This is a genomic window from Bradyrhizobium sp. 2TAF24, from assembly GCF_052115025.1.
In the GTDB taxonomy this organism is placed as follows: Bacteria; Pseudomonadota; Alphaproteobacteria; order Rhizobiales; family Xanthobacteraceae; genus Bradyrhizobium_A.
Genome location: NZ_JBFRFW010000010.1, coordinates 155714 through 174947, shown reverse-complemented (window position 1 = coordinate 174947; position 19234 = coordinate 155714). Strand labels below are relative to the sequence as shown.

At 62.6% G+C, this 19234-nt stretch carries 18 protein-coding genes and 1 pseudogene; 6 read left to right on the top strand and 13 right to left on the bottom strand.

Translation table 11 applies throughout. The features are described 5' to 3' along the window. Positions 1-196: 196 nt before the first annotated feature. From AB4Z37_RS17180 to AB4Z37_RS17165, 4 genes are all read left to right on the top strand, one after another. Positions 197-1066 (top strand): NAD(P)-dependent oxidoreductase, encoded by an 870-nt coding sequence (locus AB4Z37_RS17180; RefSeq protein ID WP_441517952.1) that lies wholly within the window; start codon positions 197-199, stop codon positions 1064-1066. Positions 1067-1337: 271 nt separating this feature from the next. After that, positions 1338-2942, top strand: a complete 1605-nt coding sequence (locus tag AB4Z37_RS17175) for a sensor histidine kinase (protein WP_441517951.1) — start codon at positions 1338-1340, stop codon at positions 2940-2942. A 51-nt stretch (positions 2943-2993) separates the two neighbouring features. Continuing rightward, the gene (locus AB4Z37_RS17170; protein WP_441517950.1) at positions 2994-3194 is read left to right on the top strand and encodes a DUF1289 domain-containing protein; all 201 of its coding nucleotides are present in this window, start codon (positions 2994-2996) and stop codon (positions 3192-3194) included. A 112-nt stretch (positions 3195-3306) separates the two neighbouring features. Continuing rightward, a complete protein-coding gene (locus tag AB4Z37_RS17165; RefSeq protein ID WP_441517949.1) occupies positions 3307-3831 on the top strand; it encodes a TIGR02281 family clan AA aspartic protease in 525 nt (174 codons plus the stop codon). A gap of 13 nt (positions 3832-3844) precedes the next feature. Here the strand turns inward: AB4Z37_RS17165 and dusA are convergent, their stop codons facing one another. Both dusA and AB4Z37_RS17155 read right to left on the bottom strand, forming a co-directional pair. Next, positions 3845-4840, bottom strand: a complete 996-nt coding sequence (dusA, locus tag AB4Z37_RS17160) for a tRNA dihydrouridine(20/20a) synthase DusA (RefSeq protein WP_441517948.1) — start codon at positions 4838-4840, stop codon at positions 3845-3847. 195 nt (positions 4841-5035) lie between these two features. Next, the gene (locus tag AB4Z37_RS17155; protein ID WP_441517947.1) at positions 5036-5374 is read right to left on the bottom strand and encodes an autoinducer binding domain-containing protein; all 339 of its coding nucleotides are present in this window, start codon (positions 5372-5374) and stop codon (positions 5036-5038) included. A gap of 436 nt (positions 5375-5810) precedes the next feature. Between AB4Z37_RS17155 and AB4Z37_RS17150 the strand changes: the two genes are divergently transcribed. Beyond that, a complete protein-coding gene (locus AB4Z37_RS17150) occupies positions 5811-6731 on the top strand; it encodes a ring-cleaving dioxygenase (RefSeq protein ID WP_441517946.1) in 921 nt (306 codons plus the stop codon). 298 nt (positions 6732-7029) lie between these two features. Beyond that, entirely contained in the window at positions 7030-7956 is a 927-nt protein-coding gene (locus AB4Z37_RS17145) for an AraC family transcriptional regulator (protein ID WP_441517945.1), read from the top strand. Positions 7957-8252: 296 nt separating this feature from the next. Here the strand turns inward: AB4Z37_RS17145 and AB4Z37_RS17140 are convergent. The 11 genes and pseudogenes from AB4Z37_RS17140 to AB4Z37_RS17090 all read right to left on the bottom strand — a co-directional run. Further along, positions 8253-8477: pseudogene (locus AB4Z37_RS17140) on the bottom strand (autotransporter outer membrane beta-barrel domain-containing protein); the annotation flags it as partial. Positions 8478-8666: 189 nt separating this feature from the next. After that, on the bottom strand, positions 8667-9272 hold the full coding sequence (locus AB4Z37_RS17135) for a flavin reductase family protein (protein ID WP_441517944.1): 606 nt from the start codon (positions 9270-9272) through the stop codon (positions 8667-8669). A gap of 57 nt (positions 9273-9329) precedes the next feature. Continuing rightward, the gene (locus AB4Z37_RS17130; protein WP_441517943.1) at positions 9330-9701 is read right to left on the bottom strand and encodes a nuclear transport factor 2 family protein; all 372 of its coding nucleotides are present in this window, start codon (positions 9699-9701) and stop codon (positions 9330-9332) included. Between the two features lie 246 nt (positions 9702-9947). Further along, a complete protein-coding gene (locus AB4Z37_RS17125; protein ID WP_441517942.1) occupies positions 9948-11522 on the bottom strand; it encodes a carbohydrate porin in 1575 nt (524 codons plus the stop codon). A 290-nt stretch (positions 11523-11812) separates the two neighbouring features. After that, positions 11813-13345, bottom strand: a complete 1533-nt coding sequence (locus tag AB4Z37_RS17120; RefSeq protein WP_441517941.1) for an amidase — start codon at positions 13343-13345, stop codon at positions 11813-11815. Beyond that, positions 13285-13674 carry a nuclear transport factor 2 family protein gene (locus AB4Z37_RS17115; RefSeq protein ID WP_441517940.1) on the bottom strand — a complete coding sequence of 130 codons (390 nt, stop codon included), beginning with the start codon at positions 13672-13674 and terminating at the stop codon, positions 13285-13287. The genes AB4Z37_RS17120 and AB4Z37_RS17115 overlap by 61 nt, the downstream gene beginning before the upstream one ends. 102 nt (positions 13675-13776) lie before the next feature. Further along, positions 13777-14562 carry a 2-keto-4-pentenoate hydratase gene (locus AB4Z37_RS17110; RefSeq protein ID WP_441517939.1) on the bottom strand — a complete coding sequence of 262 codons (786 nt, stop codon included), beginning with the start codon at positions 14560-14562 and terminating at the stop codon, positions 13777-13779. A gap of 94 nt (positions 14563-14656) precedes the next feature. After that, complete coding sequence (locus AB4Z37_RS17105; RefSeq protein ID WP_441517938.1) at positions 14657-15484, bottom strand: alpha/beta fold hydrolase; 828 nt, start codon at positions 15482-15484, stop codon at positions 14657-14659. 35 nt (positions 15485-15519) lie between these two features. Further along, on the bottom strand, positions 15520-16386 hold the full coding sequence (locus AB4Z37_RS17100; RefSeq protein WP_441517937.1) for a VOC family protein: 867 nt from the start codon (positions 16384-16386) through the stop codon (positions 15520-15522). A 13-nt stretch (positions 16387-16399) separates the two neighbouring features. Continuing rightward, positions 16400-17380 (bottom strand): alpha/beta hydrolase, encoded by a 981-nt coding sequence (locus tag AB4Z37_RS17095; RefSeq protein WP_441517936.1) that lies wholly within the window; start codon positions 17378-17380, stop codon positions 16400-16402. Then, on the bottom strand, positions 17367-19094 hold the full coding sequence (locus AB4Z37_RS17090) for an FAD-dependent monooxygenase (RefSeq protein ID WP_441517935.1): 1728 nt from the start codon (positions 19092-19094) through the stop codon (positions 17367-17369). Before AB4Z37_RS17090 ends, AB4Z37_RS17095 begins: the two co-directional genes overlap by 14 nt. Positions 19095-19234: the final 140 nt, after the last annotated feature.

Here is a 19234-nt window from a genome sequence, read left to right as displayed (position 1 = left end):
GCAGGAGCACCAGACGGTCCTTGCAATCGATGGCGACGGTTGGCAGGTTGCCGACCGGCGGAGGCGCCAGACCTCGACAAGACGCCGGTCCGCATGGCCGAAGGCCAAAGGCACGCGTCGCATGACCGGCGGCGTCGACGCCGGCCCGACAGGCTCCTGCGGAGCTCAAAAATATCTCGGAACAAAGGTTCATCACATGGCGAAAGTCGCTTTTCTCGGGCTCGGCGTGATGGGGTTCCCCATGGCCGGGCACCTCGTCACCAAGGGTAAGCATGAGGTCACCGTCTACAACCGCTCCGCCGCCAAGGCGAAGGCCTGGGCCGACAAGTTCGGCGGCCGGACCGCGGCGACGCCGAAGGAGGCTGCCGCCGGTCAGGACTTCGTGATGGCCTGCGTCGGCAATGACGACGACCTGCGCGCCGTGACGACCGGGACCGACGGCGCGTTTGCCGGCATGGGCGCCGGCACCGTGTTCGTCGACCACACCACCGCCTCCGCCGAGGTGGCGCGCGAGCTCGCAGCCGCGGCCAAGATCGGCGGCTTTTCCTTCATCGATGCGCCGGTGTCCGGCGGCCAGGCCGGCGCCGAGAACGGCGTGCTGACCGTGATGTGCGGCGGCGACGAGGCGGCGTATCTGCGCGCCGAGCCGGTGATCGCCGCCTACGCGCGGGCGTGCAAGCTGCTCGGACCCGCCGGGGCCGGCCAGCTCACCAAGATGGTCAACCAGATCTGCATCGCCGGTCTCGTCCAGGGCCTGTCCGAGGGACTGCATTTCGCCAAGAAAGCCGGCCTCGACGTCCCGGCTGTGATCGAGACCATCTCCAAGGGCGCGGCGCAGTCGTGGCAGATGGAGAACCGCTACAAGACCATGGACGAGGGCCGTTACGAGTTCGGCTTCGCCGTCGACTGGATGCGCAAGGACCTGTCGATCTGCCTCGCGGAAGCGCGGCGCAACGGCGCGAGCCTGCCGGTGACCGCCCTCGTCGACAACTTCTATGCCGAAGTCCAGAAGATGGGCGGCGGCCGCTGGGACACCTCCAGCCTGATGGCCCGCCTGCAGCGCTGACACGCGCCGGCGCGGGCAACCTGCAAAATATCCCGAGGCGGCGCGCAAGCGCCGCCTCGCTGCTTTTCCGTTGCCGATTCAGGTCCAGTTGCGACGGCCTGGGTGCCGCCGACGGCACCGTCACGCGGCCTGCAGAAGCCTTCTCTGGGCCCGCGCCTTAAGCCATCGTTAACCCAATTGTCGTGACCTCTAAGGCCAGTCTTAACGATTTCTTGTCAGAGATAGACGGCAAGAACGTTGACGTGCGTGCACGCGGGAATTGTGGTTGTCGATGAGTGAGTCCGGCGAGTTTCCTTCAGTCGGTGCGATGCCGGCCGAACCGGCGGCCGCCTCGCCGGCGCGCAACCGCCGCGCGGCCGCGCAGCGCGTGCGCGAGGCACGCGACCGCCTGACCTCGACCAGCGGCACCCGCCCCGCCTTCGACCACGAACTGCTGCGCCAGCACGCCCAGACGCGGCTGTCGGCGTCATTCGTCGTGATGCTGCTGGTGGTGGCGACCGGATTGCTGTCCGGCTTCTGGGTGCGCCCGCTCGGCGCCGCGGCCTGGACCTTCGGCATCCTCGCCATTCATGCCGTCATCATCCAGAACTGCCGCAAATTCCTGACCGAGGCCGCTTCACCGGCGACGACGCGCAAATGGCGCCTGCGCTTCATCGCCCTCGACCTCGCCTACGGCCTCGCCTGGGCCGTCATCCTGGTGCATCCGCTCGGCCTCGACGTCGTCTCCAACACGCTGATGCTGTTCGTGATGCTGCTGGTGGTGGCGGTGTCGAGCATGCTGGCGGCGAGCCTGCCGATCGCGGCGCTCGCGGCGACCGTGCCGGTGACGTCGGCGATCGCACTGAACTTCGTGATGCGCGGCACGCTCGACGACTACATCCTCGCCATTCTCGCCGTGACGGCCGAGGGCTATTTTGCGCTGCTCGCCCACCGCCTGCACTCGACGACGCTGGCGACGCTGGAAGCCCGCGCCGAGAAGGACGCGCTGATCGGCGAACTCGAGCAGGCCAAGTCGATTTCCGACGAGGCGCGCTACCGTGCGGAAGCCGCCAACGTCGCCAAGTCGCGCTTTCTCGCCCAGATGAGCCACGAGCTGCGCACGCCGCTCAACGCCATTCTCGGCTTCTCCGAGGTGATGAAGAGCGAGATCTTCGGCCCGCATGCGGTCGCCGTGTACAAGGACTATTCCGCCGACATCCACAATTCCGGCGTCCACCTGCTCAACCTCATCAACGAGATCCTCGACCTGTCGCGGATCGAGGCCGGCCGCTACGAGCTCAACGAAGAGGCGATCTCGCTGACCCATGTGGTGGCGGACTGCCATCATCTGCTCAAGCTGCGCGCCTCCAACCGCGGCATCACCATCCACGAGGTGTTCGAGCAGAACATGCCGCGGCTGTGGGCGGACGAGCGCGCGGCGCGGCAGATCGTGCTCAACCTGCTCTCCAACGCCATCAAGTTCACGCCGCAGGGCGGCGAGATCTGGCTCAAGGTCGGCTGGACCGCCTCCGGCGGCCAGTATCTCAGCGTCAAGGACACCGGCTCGGGCATTCCCGAGGACGAGATCCCGATCGTGCTGGCGTCGTTCGGCCAGGGCTCGAACTCGATCAAGTCGGCGGAACAGGGCGCGGGCCTCGGCCTGCCGATCGCCAAGAGCCTCGTCGACATGCACGGCGGCACCTTCACGCTGAAGTCGAAGCTGCGCATCGGCACCGAGGTGATCGTGACCTTCCCGCCGGAGCGGGTGATGTCGGCGCTGGCGCCGATGCGCGAGCCCGCGCCGCCGCTGCAGCCCGCCGAGCGCAGCTATCTGTCCGGCGACACCGCGCAGCGCCGTGGCAACTCGATCATGAATGCGGGAACGGGCCTGTCGTGACCACGAACGAAAACCGTTGCCGCGCGCGGACGAATGTGCCTCAACAGCCGCATGAGCCTGGAGACGCCCTGCATCAAGGTGTGTGTGATGGATCCGCTGAGCGGGCTGTGCCGCGGCTGCGGCCGCACGCTCGCCGAGATCGGCGCCTGGACGACGCTGTCCGCGGACGAGCGGCGCACGATCATGGCCGCCCTGCCCGCGCGCCTCGCGACCACGGGACTGGCGCCGCCGGACGCGGACCCCGCCTCCTAGAGCGTTTTCGAGCGAAGTGGGCACCGGTTCGCGTGAAGAAAACGCGTCAAAACAAAAAATTAGGGCGCGTTCGCGATTTCATTAGAGGCGAACGCGCTCGAGGGAGCGCCGCATGAACCGGCTGCTTGCGCTTCTCGTGCTGCTCGGTGCGACCTTCGGCGCGGTGCTCGCCTATGGCGACCCCGCCGACATCGCCAAGGCCCGCGATGCGGTGAGCCATGTGTTCAGCGCCCAGGCCGCCCTGCCGGCGGCTACGGGCAGCCGTGTCGCCGAGGTGCCGCGCGGCAGCGGTGGCGAGTTTTCGCTGCGCGCCAGGATCAACGGCGTCACCACGCCGATGGTGGTGGATACCGGAGCGACCTGGGTGGTGCTGACCTACGAGACGGCGAAGGCCGCCGGCCTGCCTCTCGAGCTGCTCGACTACAATGTCGAGATCGAGACCGCCAACGGCCACACCCGCGCCGCCCGCCTCACCCTCGATCGCCTCGCGATCGGCAAGCTGGTCGAGCGCTCGGTGCCGGCGCTGGTGGTGCCGCGCGGGCAGATGAAGACCAACCTGCTCGGCATGAGCTTCCTCGACCGGCTGGAAAGCTGGGAAGTGCGCGCCGACCGGCTGATGCTGCGCGGCTATCCGTGAGCGCCCGACGGCCTCAGGCCGCGTCCGCCACCAGCGGCGCCTCGCGCACCAGCGCTGCGGCGTCGCGCAGCACCTCGATCCCCGCCCCCGGCCTGACGCCGTGCTCGGCGAGATGGCGGCGGAAGGCGCGCGCGCCCGGCACCGCCTGGAAGGCGCCGACCATGTGGCGGGTGATGGCGTGCAGCCGCACGCCCTGCGCCAGCTGCTCTTCGAGATAGGGCTCGAGCGCGGCGAGCGCCGCCTTCATGTCGGCGTGCGGCGCTATCTCGCCGAACAGCTCGGGATCGACCGCGAGCAGCCGCCAGGGATCGTGATAGGCGGCGCGGCCGAGCATGACGCCGTCGACATGGGCGAGATGGCGCTTGGCCTCGGCAATGCTGCCGACGCCGCCATTGATGACGATCGGCACCTGCGGCATCGCAGCCTTGAGACGGTAGACGCGGTCGTAGTCGAGCGGCGGGATGTCGCGGTTCTCCTTCGGCGACAGGCCGTTGAGCCAGGCCTTGCGGGCATGCACGATCAGCAGATCGGCGCCGGCGTCGACCACCGCGCGCGCCAGCGTGTCGAGGGCGACCTCCGGATCCTGGTCGTCGATGCCGATGCGGCACTTCACGGTGACCGGCACGGTCACCGCGCGCTTCATCGCCGCGACGCAGGCCGCGACCAGCGCCGGCTCCGCCATCAGGCAGGCGCCAAAGCGACCGTCCTTCACCCGGTCGGACGGGCAGCCGACATTGAGATTGATCTCGTCATAGCCGAAATCGGCGCCGATCCGCGCGCTCTCGGCGAGCGCCGCAGGGTCGGAGCCACCAAGCTGCAGCGCCACATCATGCTCGCTCGGATCGAAGCCGAGCAGCCGCGCACGGTTGCCATGGATGATCGCCCCGGTGGTCAGCATCTCGGTGTAGAGCCGGGCACGACGCGACAGCCGGCGGTGGAACGCGCGGCAGTGCCGGTCCGTCCAGTCCATCATGGGCGCCACAGAAAAGCGATAATCTTGCGATTCCAATGATTTACCCTATGCTCTCAACGGGATGAAACACGAACGTATGCGCACTAAACTGGGCGAAATTGCACACGCTTGTACCCGTTTTGACCTCTCAGTGCACACATAGCGCACACGAAATCCGGAGTGCACACGCGTGGCGACGTTTCCTCAGATGGCATCAGGAAACTGGCGCGTCCAGATCCGCCGCAAGACCCGCTATGTGGCCGAGACCTTCCGCCGCCGCAAGGACGGCGAGGAATGGGCGCTTGCGATGGCACGGCGCACAACTGGGTCGAGGCGTTGATAATCATGCTCGCAGTAATGCCGTGTCCAAGTCTTGGGGGAAGGCGAAACAATCGTAGGTCTATCGCTCGCGACGTCCAGATAGGCGAACCAGCGAAATCCCAACTGCTCAGCCACACGCCTTGCGACCCGCTCAAAGCCGCTCTCTCCCTCGACCGTGTGAATGGCATCAGCAAACTCTTCGAGCAGATGTTCGAGTGCCTTCGTGAGGCTGCAGCCTGGATCCAGCCAAGATGATCTGGCGCGCCTCATGCGGGAGGTCCCCAGACAAGGAAGCCTGCCTCCACAGACGCGACGGGCATCCCGGATGCAAGCCGCTCAGCTCGGGAAGGACTGCCGACAAGCCTGAGCTGCCTCGAAAACAGCAGTCACCGGAGCACAACCGCAAGGACGCCACCGAAAACTAAAGCGCGCGAAAATTGCAATCCCAAGCATTTCTGGTATTTTGTCCACTCTTTGGTCATTTTGACCGGTCCCACTCCCCTCCCTCCAAATTGTCCGGCGAAAAATACAAGACGGCGAAGGGCGATCGGCTCTCTATCTGAAAACAATGATGAGAGCTGCATCTACCTCGACCTGGATCCTCAAACAGATGTCGAATTCCGCCATCCGAGCAATTCGGTTACGCAATAATTTCACTCATTTGGCTCGAAGGCGCTCACCGCGGTAATTAACCTGGGATACTCACGTGCGCTCTCGAGGATTGCATCATGTCACGACGATTATCGGAGATGTAAATCGCTCCGCGCGTTTCTATGCGGCCATTCTCGGACTGAGCCGTGTCAAAAAGACGGTGTGCTACGACGATCCGGGTAGCTACCACATCTATTATGGCGACCCGCTGGGGCGCCCCGGCACCATTATCAGTACCCTTGCCTGGCGTTGTGTACCTCAAGGTCTCGTCGGCGTCGGTGAAGTCTGCCAAACGACCTTCCGCATTCCCGAAGGATCGATCGGATTCTGGATCGAACGCCTCACGGCCGCCAATGTGCCCTGCATGTCGGACCAATCTCCGTTCGGAGAGCCGATGATCCTGCTTGCCGATCCGGACGGGACGTCGATCGCCTTGAGGGAAGCGACGGGGACGCCGCTCTCTTCGTCGGTATCGACCCATGCGTTTCCTTTGGTCCACGGCCTCCAGGAGGTAACTCTCTCCATGCGGGAGGCGGACGCGACAATCGATATCCTTCAAGATGTCTTCGGCTTCGATCGGATCTTGCAGGTCGACAACTGTACGCGCTTCATTGCGCATGAGGGGCTTGGCGGCTCTGTCACACTCCGTACCATTGGCCCCTCCTCCCGCGGGCGCCTTGGAGGAGGAACGATCCGACACGTTGCTTTCCGCGCTACGGACGAGAATGATCTCTCTGATATGGCGGATAAACTTGCCAAGACCTACAATATTTCGGTTACGGAACGGATTCAGCGAACATACTTGACCGCAATTGGCTTCCGCGCCCCGTGCGGCATCCTTTTTGAGATTGCGACAGATGGTCCGGGGTTTGCAATCGATGAATCCCCCGATCGGCTCGGAACGGGATTGGCATTACCACCCTTTTTAGAAGAGCGTCGTCCCGAGCTGCAATCCATTCTCCCGTCGCTTCCTTAAAACGACTGCAATACTTCGGCCGCGGCCAACCGTCGCGTCGACAAGTGAACTGTGTGCGAGGCGTGCAGAACTCTTGGAATTGAGATGAACATCTCGCCAAGAGCCGCTCTTGCCAGCCTCATACTTTGGTTCATGTCGGCTTGACAGTTGTCAAAGTTCGGTTCAGGTCGGAACTGGAAACCAATCAGGCATCGAGATCCGCCAGGTGCCTGCGAGCGTGCGTTCATGCAACCGGGAGGCGAGATTCGACCACACGATCTCGCTTCGTAAACCAGTACACGATAACCGTAGAACCCTGATGACCGATAATGCAGACACCATGCCGGACGGGTTCTTTGGCCGGCGCCTCAGCAGCCACCTCGAAATGGAGGGCGATTGCTTTCTTGAGGTCAAGCGTCAGGGACATTTGACGCTCGCAGCGACGCGGGTGAGCTGCTCGCGCATCTCGCGGGATCGCACGACCCCGATCCCTTCGGAGCCAGCCTTCAGCATTCTGCACCAGCTCAAGGACCTGGAGCGCCATTCCTGCTGGCTCGCCGGGCGGCCACGTTATTCGGCCGCATTTGGTGCCGACACCGTCAGCGCCATTGATCTTCGCGACAATCCCCAATGCGAGTTCAGAGGCCAATTCGACGTTGTGCAGTATTATATCCCGCGGACGGCTCTCGACGAGTTTGCTCACGAGCATGGCGCGAAGCCCATCGCTACGCTCAAATGGACGCGCGATGAGCGCGATCCAACCGTATCAGCGCTGTCGGCGCTTCTGCTGACCGCCGTCCAACAAGAGCGGACGACCAATCAACTGTTTGTCGATCAGGTCGGATTGAGCCTGCTGGCTCATTTTGCTCAGACCTACGGCGGCCTTCGCGCGCGGGATGCCGCCGTTCAAGGCGGATTGGCACCGTGGCAGGAGCGCCGCGCCAAGGAGATCATGCGGGCCCGATTTTCCAGCCCCTTGACGATTGCGGACATCGCAGCAGAGTGCCGATTGTCACCGAGCTACTTCGCGCGCTCCTTCAAATGCACGACTGGCATCGCGCCGCATGAATTTCTTTCACGCATGCGAATTGACGAAGCGAAACGCCTCCTGCTCACAACCAAGCTGCCGCTGGCTGATATCGCACTGATCTGTGGCTTCGTAGATCAAAGCTACTTCACAAGGGTCTTCACACGAAACGTCGGGACCAGCCCCGGCGCCTGGAGGCGCGCGAGGCTGGAAGGGTAAACGTCACACCGGATGAATCATGTCGCGCGCGCAAGCTAGACCGATGCCATAGCCGTCAGCCTGAGCCTCCACGATCGCTCGTGCACCATCGTAAGTCTCGTGCCGGGTCCAGTCCCGCTGGAATTCGAGCAGAATCTGGATCCAGGACGCGGGGCGCGCCCCAGCTGCCTCCAATCGACGCAGAGCCACTTGATGCCCCTCCGGGATCAACCGCGCACGCGCGGGCAGACGTCCACACGCCGCCCGCATAGCGTTGATCTCTCTATAAATATTCTTTGTGCGAGCTGCGCTGCTCGCCACGCGTAACGCGCGACACCCTTGCCGGCGTAGCTCTGCGTCACGTTCGAGAACTCGCCCTCGAAGGTGGCCGCCGCGGACCAGCCGTTGAGCCATTTCCATTCGGCGGAGGCGGTAGTCAACACGGAGTCACTGGCCTGAGCCGCGCCGCCCACGACGAAGCTGGCGCCGGGCAGCGCCTGGAAGGCGGCGCCGACCGCGCGGCTTGGATTGAAGTCATGCGCCCCTCTTGCAGATCGCCGGCGCATCGATGATCAAGCAATCTCGTCCGTCACCACGTCGATCGTCGCAGTCACCGTGACACTCAGCGAGGGGGGGGGACCAAATGGCTAGGTCAAATCGGCCGCATTTTCGATGCCCGGCCGATTTTCACCAAAGTCATTTCGCCCCGCCTCCGTTCTCGCCGTTTCCCGTCACGCGCGCCAGTGCATCGAGAATTTCGTCGACGTGTCCGACACGAAATAATCATGGTAGCCCGCCCGCGCGATCGGCTTCATTGCGGCACTGTCGACGATCCCGTCCTTGATGTATCGATCATCGATATAGACGCCGACAACTTGGCCGAGAACAAGATCATACCGCGACGCGCTTCCATCCAACGGATTGAGAGGAATCGTCTGCAACCATTTGCACTCGAGAGCAATGGGAGCGCCTTTCACCCGCGGTGGCGCCACCAACACGGACGGCTCCGCCTCAAGGCCGGCGCTGATCATCTCGTTCTCACCGCGCGGCGCTGGCCTCGCCGTGCCGTTCATCGCATCGCGATGATCCCACGTCGCCAGGTTGCAAACGAACTCTTTCGTTTCCTCGGCAAAGACCAGTGCGTCCTTGCGCCCCTCGGACGCGAATCCAACGATGTCAGGATTCACCGACAGCAAATTAAAAAACGAGTATGGCGACAGGTTGATGTCGCCCTGAGCGCTCATCGCCGTGATCCATCCGATGGGCCGCGGTATCACCAGCGCCTTCATTGGATTGAATCTCAAACCGTGATCGTTCTTTTCAGGTCGATAGAACATGAATAATTCTGCTTCTTTCCCGATGGACACCGAATGCCGATGGAGATTTCTCTCCGATCAGCGCGCTTTCCGAAACGCGTTCTTCTTCGCGATCATCTCGCCACTGAACTCAAGCAGGTCGCAGCCCGCGGTGCTCACCAGCGTTCCCGCCGAATCCGTCGCGACGAAGTCCCACTCAAATGTCCCGATGTCACCCGCGACGACCACCTTCAGATTCTCGAATCTTCCGTCAGGAAACCGATCGAAAAATGCTTTGGCGCCTTTGCGGATGTCCTCCCTGCCAAAGTAGCTTTTGCCGAGATGATCCGGCCCCACAGAGGCATGATAAACGCCATCATCGATAAAGAAGCTTGCGACAAGGTCCGGATCCCTGCTGTTCCATGAACTGCCGAACTCGGTTGCACGCTCCACGCTCATTTTCTTGCTCATGCTTGTCCTCCTAGATAAAACTCTTCGACATTTAATTCGCCCTCCCGACGCAGCGAATATGAATGCCATGCATCCGCGCCGCCGCGATTGACGGCGACGTCCGGGGAGCGCGTGATGGCTTCAGACGAGGCCAGCAATCGCGGCGAAAACCGGGCCTCCCCAATTCGACGAACGAAACGAAAGAGGCCCGGTCTGTTTCAGCTTTGCAATCAACCGCGTCGACTGCACTTCTTGTGGAGATACCGGCTACAGGTTCGCAACGATCGACGCGAGAAAGCTCAGGGAACTGCCCTCGGTCTTGAAGTAGGCGAAGCTCGGGTGATCCGTATAGCTCACGCCGAGCGTCCCCCAGAGACCCGGCCGCAAATGGGCCGTGTAGGACGCCGTGACGGAATTCGAGTTTCGCGCCGCATAGACCCCGGTTAAAGACGACAGCAGGTTGGTCACATCGGCCAGGTAGTGACTGACCACGTTCCGCGCATAGACGACGGAGATCATATCGGTCGGACGGCTATCAAATGGCCCGATCCAGTAGGCCCGCCCCTCGTAATACTGCGAAATGGCCGTCATCTCGGGCGACGCGTACATGACGGATATGCCGCCATAAATCCCTCTGTAGGCGGTGAAACGCGACGACGGATCCTGCTGCCATAGCTGCCGGTCAAGCAGGAACGTCGCGCCAAAATTTCCATCGCGCGTCGCATTCGGATCCGTCGTCAGCTTGGAGAGATCCCTGAACGAGGAATTGTTGTAGAGAACATCAAGTCTTGCCCATGTCTGCGGGCTTCCCGGACTCGCCTCCCGCTTGTAGCCGAGCTCGCTGATCGACAGCATCCGGGTTCCTGCGGGCCCATTCCAGTTCAGGCCAGTCGGATTGGTCAGCGCTTCGTCGAAAACCACGTTGCCCGTGGGACCAGTGATCGCCAGGCTACGCTGGACCGCGCTCTCGACATAGATCGTGTCGGTAACATGCCATGTCGTTCTGAAAGTTGGCGTTGGAGCGATCGACAGACCCAACTCGATGGGAATCGCCGCGCTCGGACCAAATGTGCTCGCAAAGTTGGATCCGACGAAGGTGCCGATGAACTCGTGACTGTTGTCGACGTACCCGAACTTCACCTCCACCTTCTTGTCGAACAGTGTCTGATACCAGGCCAGCTCGGCAACCTGGAGAAGGTTCGGCATGAAGGCCGCGTCGTTGCTGATACTGTGCTGCCCGGATACGATCAACTGCCCATCAGGCACTCCCCAGCGGCTGAGGTCGTAGGTGAGCGAAACGATGGGCGTGCTGATGTAGCTCGGCCGCTGGCCAAAATAGATCTGGTTTCCTGCACAGAGCGTGCCAGATGCTTGGGCATATCGAGCGGTACAAGGCGGGAAAGTGCTCGGCACCTGCGTTGGAGTGTTCAGCATATTGTTGGAAAATATCGCAACGTTATACGCCTGGAATCCCAACCCGACCGAGGCGAGAGCAGAGCGCCATCCGCCCGCATCCTGCAGAAGCGAGTCCTGGTATGATGGGTACGGAATGTTCCACCCCTTGACCCCATAACGCTCATTGAGTTCTGCCAGCGACTTTTGAGGCACAACATCAGAATCTGAATTCGGCGCAACTTTCCTTGCGAGCGCGGGGGCCGGCATTTCAAGCCGATTCTTGGCCGTTGTCTTCGTGCGCTTCTTTGCCACCGACGTCGGCTTTGCTTGCCCGGATTCAGGCTCCGCATAGCCTGCTGCCGCTGCCGCCGGCTGTTCACATGCCAACAGAAGAACAACAAAAAGTGCGGCTGCGGATCCGCAGGGCCACGCCTGTCTTGTCTCCACTAACGCTCTACTCGTGTTTGACGTCCTCATTGCTTTCCCTCCCCATCAAGTAAACATTGTTGAGTTTGCTATCTTCTGGACTGTTGCCCGACCTCACCAGTACGTGGACATGGCGCGCCACTTCCCGTTCCGGCTTCGCGTCAGCGAAGACCGGCGGTGCCACAGCACATCTGGTCGCTTTGAATCTTGAGCGATCGTGCGAGGGAGAGCCGAACTCTCAGCTATCACTCGCAAGAAGCCCTAAGGTTTAGGGTGGCCCGCCGCACCCGCCTTCATGCGCGAACAGCGCCTCATGACGCGAGGGACGTGGAAGCGGACACGATGGGGCGCCTGTGGCGCCACGGACGCGCGGCTTCGAGCTGCCCCGCCAGACGGAACAAGACATCCTCGCGCCCGAACCGGCCACCAATCTGAACGCCGATCGGATGACCATCCGCAGCCCAGAACAGTGGTACCGAAGCGGCGGGATGCCCGGTGACGTTCTGCAATGGCGTGAGATTGGCGAAACTCATCAGCCGCACGCGAGCGTCCTCGAGAGCCCCGCCGGCGTCCGTGAATTGGAATTCGCCGACTTCGACCGAACGCCGTGCGACCGTCGGACTGAGAAGCACGTCATATCCCTCCATGAACAGCGAGAACTGGCGGCCGACTTCACGTGCTGCCATGATCGCTCGCGCGTGATCCACCGCCGACGTGCGCCGGGCCTCACTGAGGAACATGTGCGTCAGGGGTTCGAGCTCATCCTCTTTCACAGCCTGGCCGCGCATGCCTGCGATCATCTCGACCATCGCGGCGGTTGCTGCGGCCGCAATCAGATAGTGCGCGCGCGACATGGTGTCGAAATCGATCGCGGGTTGATCGTCGACCACATCGTGGCCGAGTTCCTCGCAAAGCCTCGCCGCGTCCTCGACGGCCGCCACGCATTCCGGGTCGACCGGGCGCCCCGGATAGCCGCGCATCAACGCAATGCGCAGCCGGCCCGGATCCTGCCCCACTTCCGCGAGGTATGGCCCCGCCTTTGGCGGCGCCCAGTACGGTGAGCCAACCTCCGGTCCAGAGATCCCATCGAGAAATGCAGCGCTGTCACGCACGGATCGGCTCACGGCACTGTCGCTCACCATGCCGCCGAAGACCTCCATCATGGGGCCAGCGGGAGATCTGGCGCGGGTCGCCTTCATGCCAAACAGGCCACAGAACGATGCGGGGACGCGGGTCGAGCCGCCACCGTCATTCGCATGTGCGATCGGAGCGACCCCCGACGCAACCAGGGCAGCCGAACCGCCGCTCGATCCCCCCGGCGTCAAGGCGGGGTTCCAGGGATTTCGGGTGATGCCATGCAATGCGGACTCGGTCACGAAATGGAGGCCCAGCTCCGGAGATGTCGTGGAGCAGAACAGATTGAAACCTTGCGCACGCAACCGGCCGACCAATTCATTGTTGAACGGGGCGACGGCACCCGCCATCAGGCGGCTGCCCGCAGTGGCCGGGGCCCCCTGAACCATTGCGCCGAGCTCCTTCACGGCGAGAGGAACCCCGGCGAAGGCCCCAGAGAAGCGTGGTTCGGCAGCCGTCGCCCGCGCTCTATCGTACATGCGCGTGGCGATAAAGTTGAGCTGCGGGTTCAGCCGCTCCGCGCGTGCGATCACCGCTTCCAGCAGCTCGAGCGCACTGAGCTGCCGCGAACGGACGAGTTGCGCCAGGCCAAGGCCATCTTGACGATCGAGCTCGACGTCGACCGATTGCAGGTTTGTCGACATCATCATCAACCTCGACCAGTCGGTAGCGCCGTCGGCGTTGTGTAGGATTTGCTCACGATCTTCCAACTCTTGTCGCCACGGATCAGGCTGAGATGGTCGACAAAAGTCATGCCATGAAGACTGTCGCGAACAACGACCGTCGCGATGCTGCCGTCGGTCAACGTCGTGATGACCTCCAGATGATACGGCTGCCCCAGGGATTGCGGGCTCGGTCCCGACGTCAGGCGCGATATGAACTGGTCGAGATCCGCTTCCACGTAACGATCGGCAAAGAAGCCGCAGATGCGCGCGCTTGCATCAAACGCGCGACGCAGCAGCTCGCCATCGGCCGCGTACATGCCCTGATAATAGGCCTCCACCAGGCCATCGATGCTTTCAAACCCGTGCGCCGTCATATGCCCTCTCTTCCATGTTTATGCATCGTCATGTCGCAGCGGGTCGGCACCCGCCACCACTTGAGTCCTTCACCAAAAGACCTGCTGATCCGCTGCCGCGCTCTACTGGAAACTGACCCGAACGGGCGCAAACCCGCCGATCCGCGCCTCGAAGTAATCGCCTGCAGCAACGGAAACCATTGGACCAAGTGCCCCGGTCAGAATAACCTCTCCGGCCCGGAGCGGCTCCCCCGCCGCGGCCATTGTGCGAGCGAGCCAGAGCGCAGATCGCAACGGATGCCCGAGGCACGCGACTCCTGCACCGACGGAAACCACGTCTCCGTTACGGCTCAACGCCATTCCACACGTTTCGAGGTTCAGGTCGGTGAGACGACGAGGCTCCAGGCCCAGCACAAATCGCGCGCTCGACCCGTTGTCAGCGATGGTATCGACGATGCTGATTTGCCAATCGACAATACGGCTATCGACGATCTCGAGCGCAGCCACCGCATGATCGACAGCCCTCAGCAGCTCGGCCGAGGTCGTATCGGCCGCCGGAAGATCGCGAGACAGAACGAGGGCAATCTCTGCCTCGATGCGCGGCTGAATGAGAGTATTGGCTGCGATGCGATCGCCATCGTCGATCGCCATGTCGGCGAACAGAACTCCATAATCGGGTTGCTCAACTCCGAGCTGAGCCTGAACCGCCCTGGACGTCAGACCGATCTTTCGCCCCACGCGACGACGGCCGATCGCAAGGCCTGAGCGAGTGACTGCAGCCTGAACTGCATAGGCCGCGGATACATCGCCGCGCCCCACAATGTCTCCGATGGGAGCAATCGGCTTTCCCTCGCGTTCGGCGGTTGCGAGCTGGACGGCAACGTTCTCGATCACGTCCAATCTGTTCATAACGGTATCCTCTCAACAGTTTCCGGCGCGGCGACGCGCCCCCCCCCCCGCGGCTTCGCGAGCCGACCGAACGACGCTAATTCCGGCGCGCCGATTATTCGCGAAGAAATGCGAGCAGCTCGCGATCGAACATTTCGCGGTGCTCGATCATGAACCAATGTCCGCAATTGCTCCTGATGATGACGCGAGCGTCCGGACAGCCTTCGGCAATCTTGTACGCGCCTCCCACGGGATTGAACCGGTCTTCGACGCCCCACAGCGCCAGAACGGGCTGGCGGATCTTGCTTAGCAACGGCGCAAGGTTCTCGCCCCGGATCTGGCGGTAGATCGCGCTGCTTTGCTGCTGCGCGGCCAGAAAGCGCTCCTCGACGAGATCGTCAGTGATGTGCTGGCCGCCGGCAAACATCAGCTCGAATACTGCGCGGATCTTGTCGCGCGTGACCCCTTCAGGCCCCGAAAAGGCTCCGGTCATGGCGCGGACACCCTGGGTGCTGATCACCGCATCGCGCTCATCGAGCCATGCCGGGGCCATCACGACCAGCTTGGAAACCAGATCCGGATATTCGATGGCCATTCGGATAGCGATGGCTCCTCCAAGCGAGTTGCCGACGAGCATGCAACTGTCAACGCCGAGCTGTGCGAGCGCTTCGGCCAGCGCGCGACCAAAGACACTGAACGTATAATCGATGTTCTGCGGCTTGCTCGATTGCCCGAACCCGAGAAGATCTGGTGCCAGGCATCGATAACCCGAGGCCACGAAATGGGGGATGTTCTGGCGAAAATTGCTCCATCCTGACGCGCCAGGGCCCGCGCCATGCAGAAAGACTATCGGCCGCCCGCATCCCTCATCCACGATGTGGACGCAATGTCCGTCCGCGAGGCTGATCGTACGACCGGCTGGTGTATCAAAAGCGGTGATCATCCGTGATCTCATGTGCATGGATTGAAGCGATGAGCTCAGCCCCCGAATTGATGGCCCCATGAGCTGGGATTGTCGTAGAGGCTGGGCTGCCAGGCGGTATCATCGATCCGCACCCCGCCCGCGCCGACCTCCAGCCAGATACCGCTTGGTGTAATGCAGTAGAACGACAGCTCACGGTCGTTCGAGTGCTGACCGATCGACAACCCGATGGGAACGCCCGCCGCCCGAACACGATCATAGGTTCGACCGACATCTTCGAAGGTCGGCACCTCGACCATGAAATGATGGATCTTCTTGGGGGCCGGAATGCTCCCCTCGAAGAAGGCGATCGAATGATGGCGCTCATTCATGTGAATGAAGGCCATCTCCGTCCGCCCTGCCCCCTCTCCGACCACGACATGATCGCTGAGTTTGCCGTCGAGAAACCGCAACGCAAACGCCTCGCTCGCCCGGTAATCGCTGACCTTCACCAGGATGTGGCCAAAGCCACCATCGCCGGTCGAGAAGCCATTCTTGACATACTCCGATCTGAATGGCGTGGCCGCGTCCTTTATCCCGAAGGCAATTTCCTGGCGAAATCCGCTCGGATCGGTAAAGCCTGCATAGGCCTCCACGGCCCGCTCGCGGGCACCGGCAGCGTCGCCTTCGACAACCTCGACACCACCGGCGCGCAGGATATCGATCCGCGCCGCGTAAGCCTCGGCCGAGCCGACGTCCCAGCCACAATAGGCGTAATCGTCTTCAGATGTGCGCCGGATGATGATGCGCCGGGCCTTCTCGTCCAGGCGGAAAAGCAACGTGTTGTCGGCGTCCTCGATATGAAAGCCAATGACCGAACCGAACGTCCGCCAGGCCTTGAGATCAGTCGCATTCAGACCCATATAGGCAAGCTTGAGGGGCATGCTGTTTTCCTTTTCAGCTTTTGAATGCGCGCTGCAGACCGGCGATCCGGCGGGCATGCGCGTCACGTCCCGCCTCGGAAAGATCGTCGGGATCATGACCAGAACTGAAGGCGTGGCCTTCGCCGGCGTAGCAGTAGTGCTCGACCGGCACTCCCGCATCGCTCAGCCGGTTGGCGTAGTGCCTCATCTCATCGCGCAGGATGTCGAACTCACCCGCCACGATCAGAGCCGGCGCGACGCCGCGAACACTGCCGGCCAGAATCGGTGAGACCCGCCAGTCCCAGCGCTGCTCAGGGTGCTCGAGATATCGCCTGGTGACCCACTTATTGTCCTCCAGGGACAGGAAGTAACCCTCACCGTTCTCGACCTGCGACTGATAGTCGAACCGAGCATCGAGGTACGCGTCGAACAGCCATTGAAACTTGATGTGCGGGCCGCCGGCATCACGAGCCATCAGCGCCAGCACGGTCGAAAGGGTCGCCCCCGTGCACCCTCCCCCGACCGCGATCTTGCTGGGATCTCCTCCAAGTTCGGCGCCATACTGCGCAACCCACTTCAGAACCGCCCAGCAGTCCTCAAGACCGGCCGGAAATTTGTGTTCTGGCGGGAGCCGAAAATCGGGGTGCACCACCAGGCAGTTCACCTCCTTGGCGAGACGGGAGTTGAAAGCGTCGTAGGCGTCGAAGCCTCCACCGGCGATGAAGCCGCCACCATGATGATGGATGCAGATTCCGAGCGGTTCAGTGGCGCCGTCCGGTCGATAGACACGCACCGGAATGGATCCCGCCGGGCCGGGCACTGCAATATCGCGGCGCCGGATGCCTGGAGCCAGCTCTGCCGCCATGAAATGATCAAGGAAGCCTCGAAGGCCGGCGACACCGAGCTCCTCGAAAGGCGGCATCGACTTGATCCGCCGCTGGAGCCGCTCACGCGCGCGCGGCGACATCGCCGCCAGCCGCTTTTCACGCAGCGCAGACCAATCATTGAACGACATTCGGCTCTCCATTGCTCATGTGTCCTGTAACACCCCTGGCTCCATCACCGGTCACCCGCGCCAGCACCGCGTCAGGGTCCGATGGCATTCGGTCGGCCCGCCAGGCGACCCGTTGATCGGGACGCACGATCAGCAGCTTGTGTTTGTAAAGAGCCATCGCCTTCGGCTCATGGCCAATGTCGATGACGAGAAGCGGAATGCGACGTTGGCCCGCGCTGTGCAGGAATCGCGCGACATCGATCGCCGGATCGGTCCGCAGGAGGGTGAAGCTCGCTCCAAGGAGGTCATAGAGCGGCGAGCCATCTGCCAGAACAAAATGAGGAGCACGACATCCCGGCGCCGTCGAAGGCTGATACTTGCCCACTGCGAATTCCGGCTGCACAGCTCCGTCATAACAGATGATGGGCGACTGATCGTAGCAGATGCCGAAGTTCAGCCCGACAGGATTGAACTGCTGACTATCCACGGCCAGCAGCCTTCGGCCGATGTATTCCCGGGACGCTCTGGCGACATCACCCTGCCGATCGATATTGTGGCGATGATCGGGATGGTTGACGATCTCGCGCTGTGCCATGACCATCGCTTCCGCGGCGCGCGACACCCGCTCACCGACACGCTTGCGTTCAGCGTCGTAACTGTCGAGCAGGGTCGCGGGCGCCCATCCCTGCAGAACGCCGGCGAGCATCCAACCCAAGCCCACCGCATCCTCGATACCCGAGTTCATGCCAAATCCAGCAAACGGCGGCCACGAATGCGCGGCATCTCCCGCCAGGAACACGTTCCCAACCCGATACTGTTCGGCCACCGCGCGAGAGAGGCGCCATTTCTCGGTGGCGATCACCTCGAATGGAACGTCCATTCCCAGCAGATCGCGCACACCCTGGTGCCAATCGAAGTCATCGTGCTCCATGCCCGGCGGGACGGTGCAGTGAACCAGCCACGTATCGGTCCCATTGATGGCGCAGATCATCCCTCGCGCCTTCGAGCCGATGATCCAGCTCATCCAGGCCCGCGGCTGAGGTCCGCGCGCCACGAGTTCCGGGCACTTCAGGAAGATGGCCCATACATTGGCCGACGTCGGCGCGGCGCCGACCATGCGGACACCCATTTTGTGCCGCACGGTCGAATGGCTACCGTCGCACCCGACAACGAAGGGCGCGGCGAACGTCTCGATCGCCCCCGCATCACCTGTCCCGACGGTCAGCTCGACGAGATCCTCGCGCTGGACCACATCGAGCAACTCGTGGTCGAAACGCAGGTCAATCAGATCAAACCGCGCGGCGTGGGACCGCAGAACCCGCTCGAGATACATTTGACTGGCGCGATGCGGCCGCTCGGCCGAGGGCCATTCGCCGTCGAAAGCGAAGCGGTCGGCGCCCCAGCGCTCGCCCGACGCAGGCAGATTGAGGCGCGCCAGCTCATGGCCACCGCTAAAGCACGTGGCATAGACCACATCATTCGGATAATCCGGCGGCAGCCCGCACCTCCGATAGTCCTCGGAGCACCCCAGACGACGCAGGATTTCCATCGTCCGCGCGCTGGTCGTGTTGCATTTTGGAGCAGCCGGGTCTTCCTCACCACGCTGCTCAAGCACGACAACGGGGACACCACGCCAGGCCAAATCCATCGCGAGGGTCAAACCAACCGGGCCGGCGCCGACCACGACGACTCCCTGCACCCGGCGGACGTCCGGACGAGCACGACGACTGGACATGCCGCTACCGTGCCTGGTCGGAGACGCCGGAGCGCGCCAGACAGGGCGACGCTGCCTCACTGCAATGTCCGGCATTCGTCGCGTCGGCGACGACCATCACAGCCGAACAATCGCTGGCCGACGGGGCATACACCCACTTC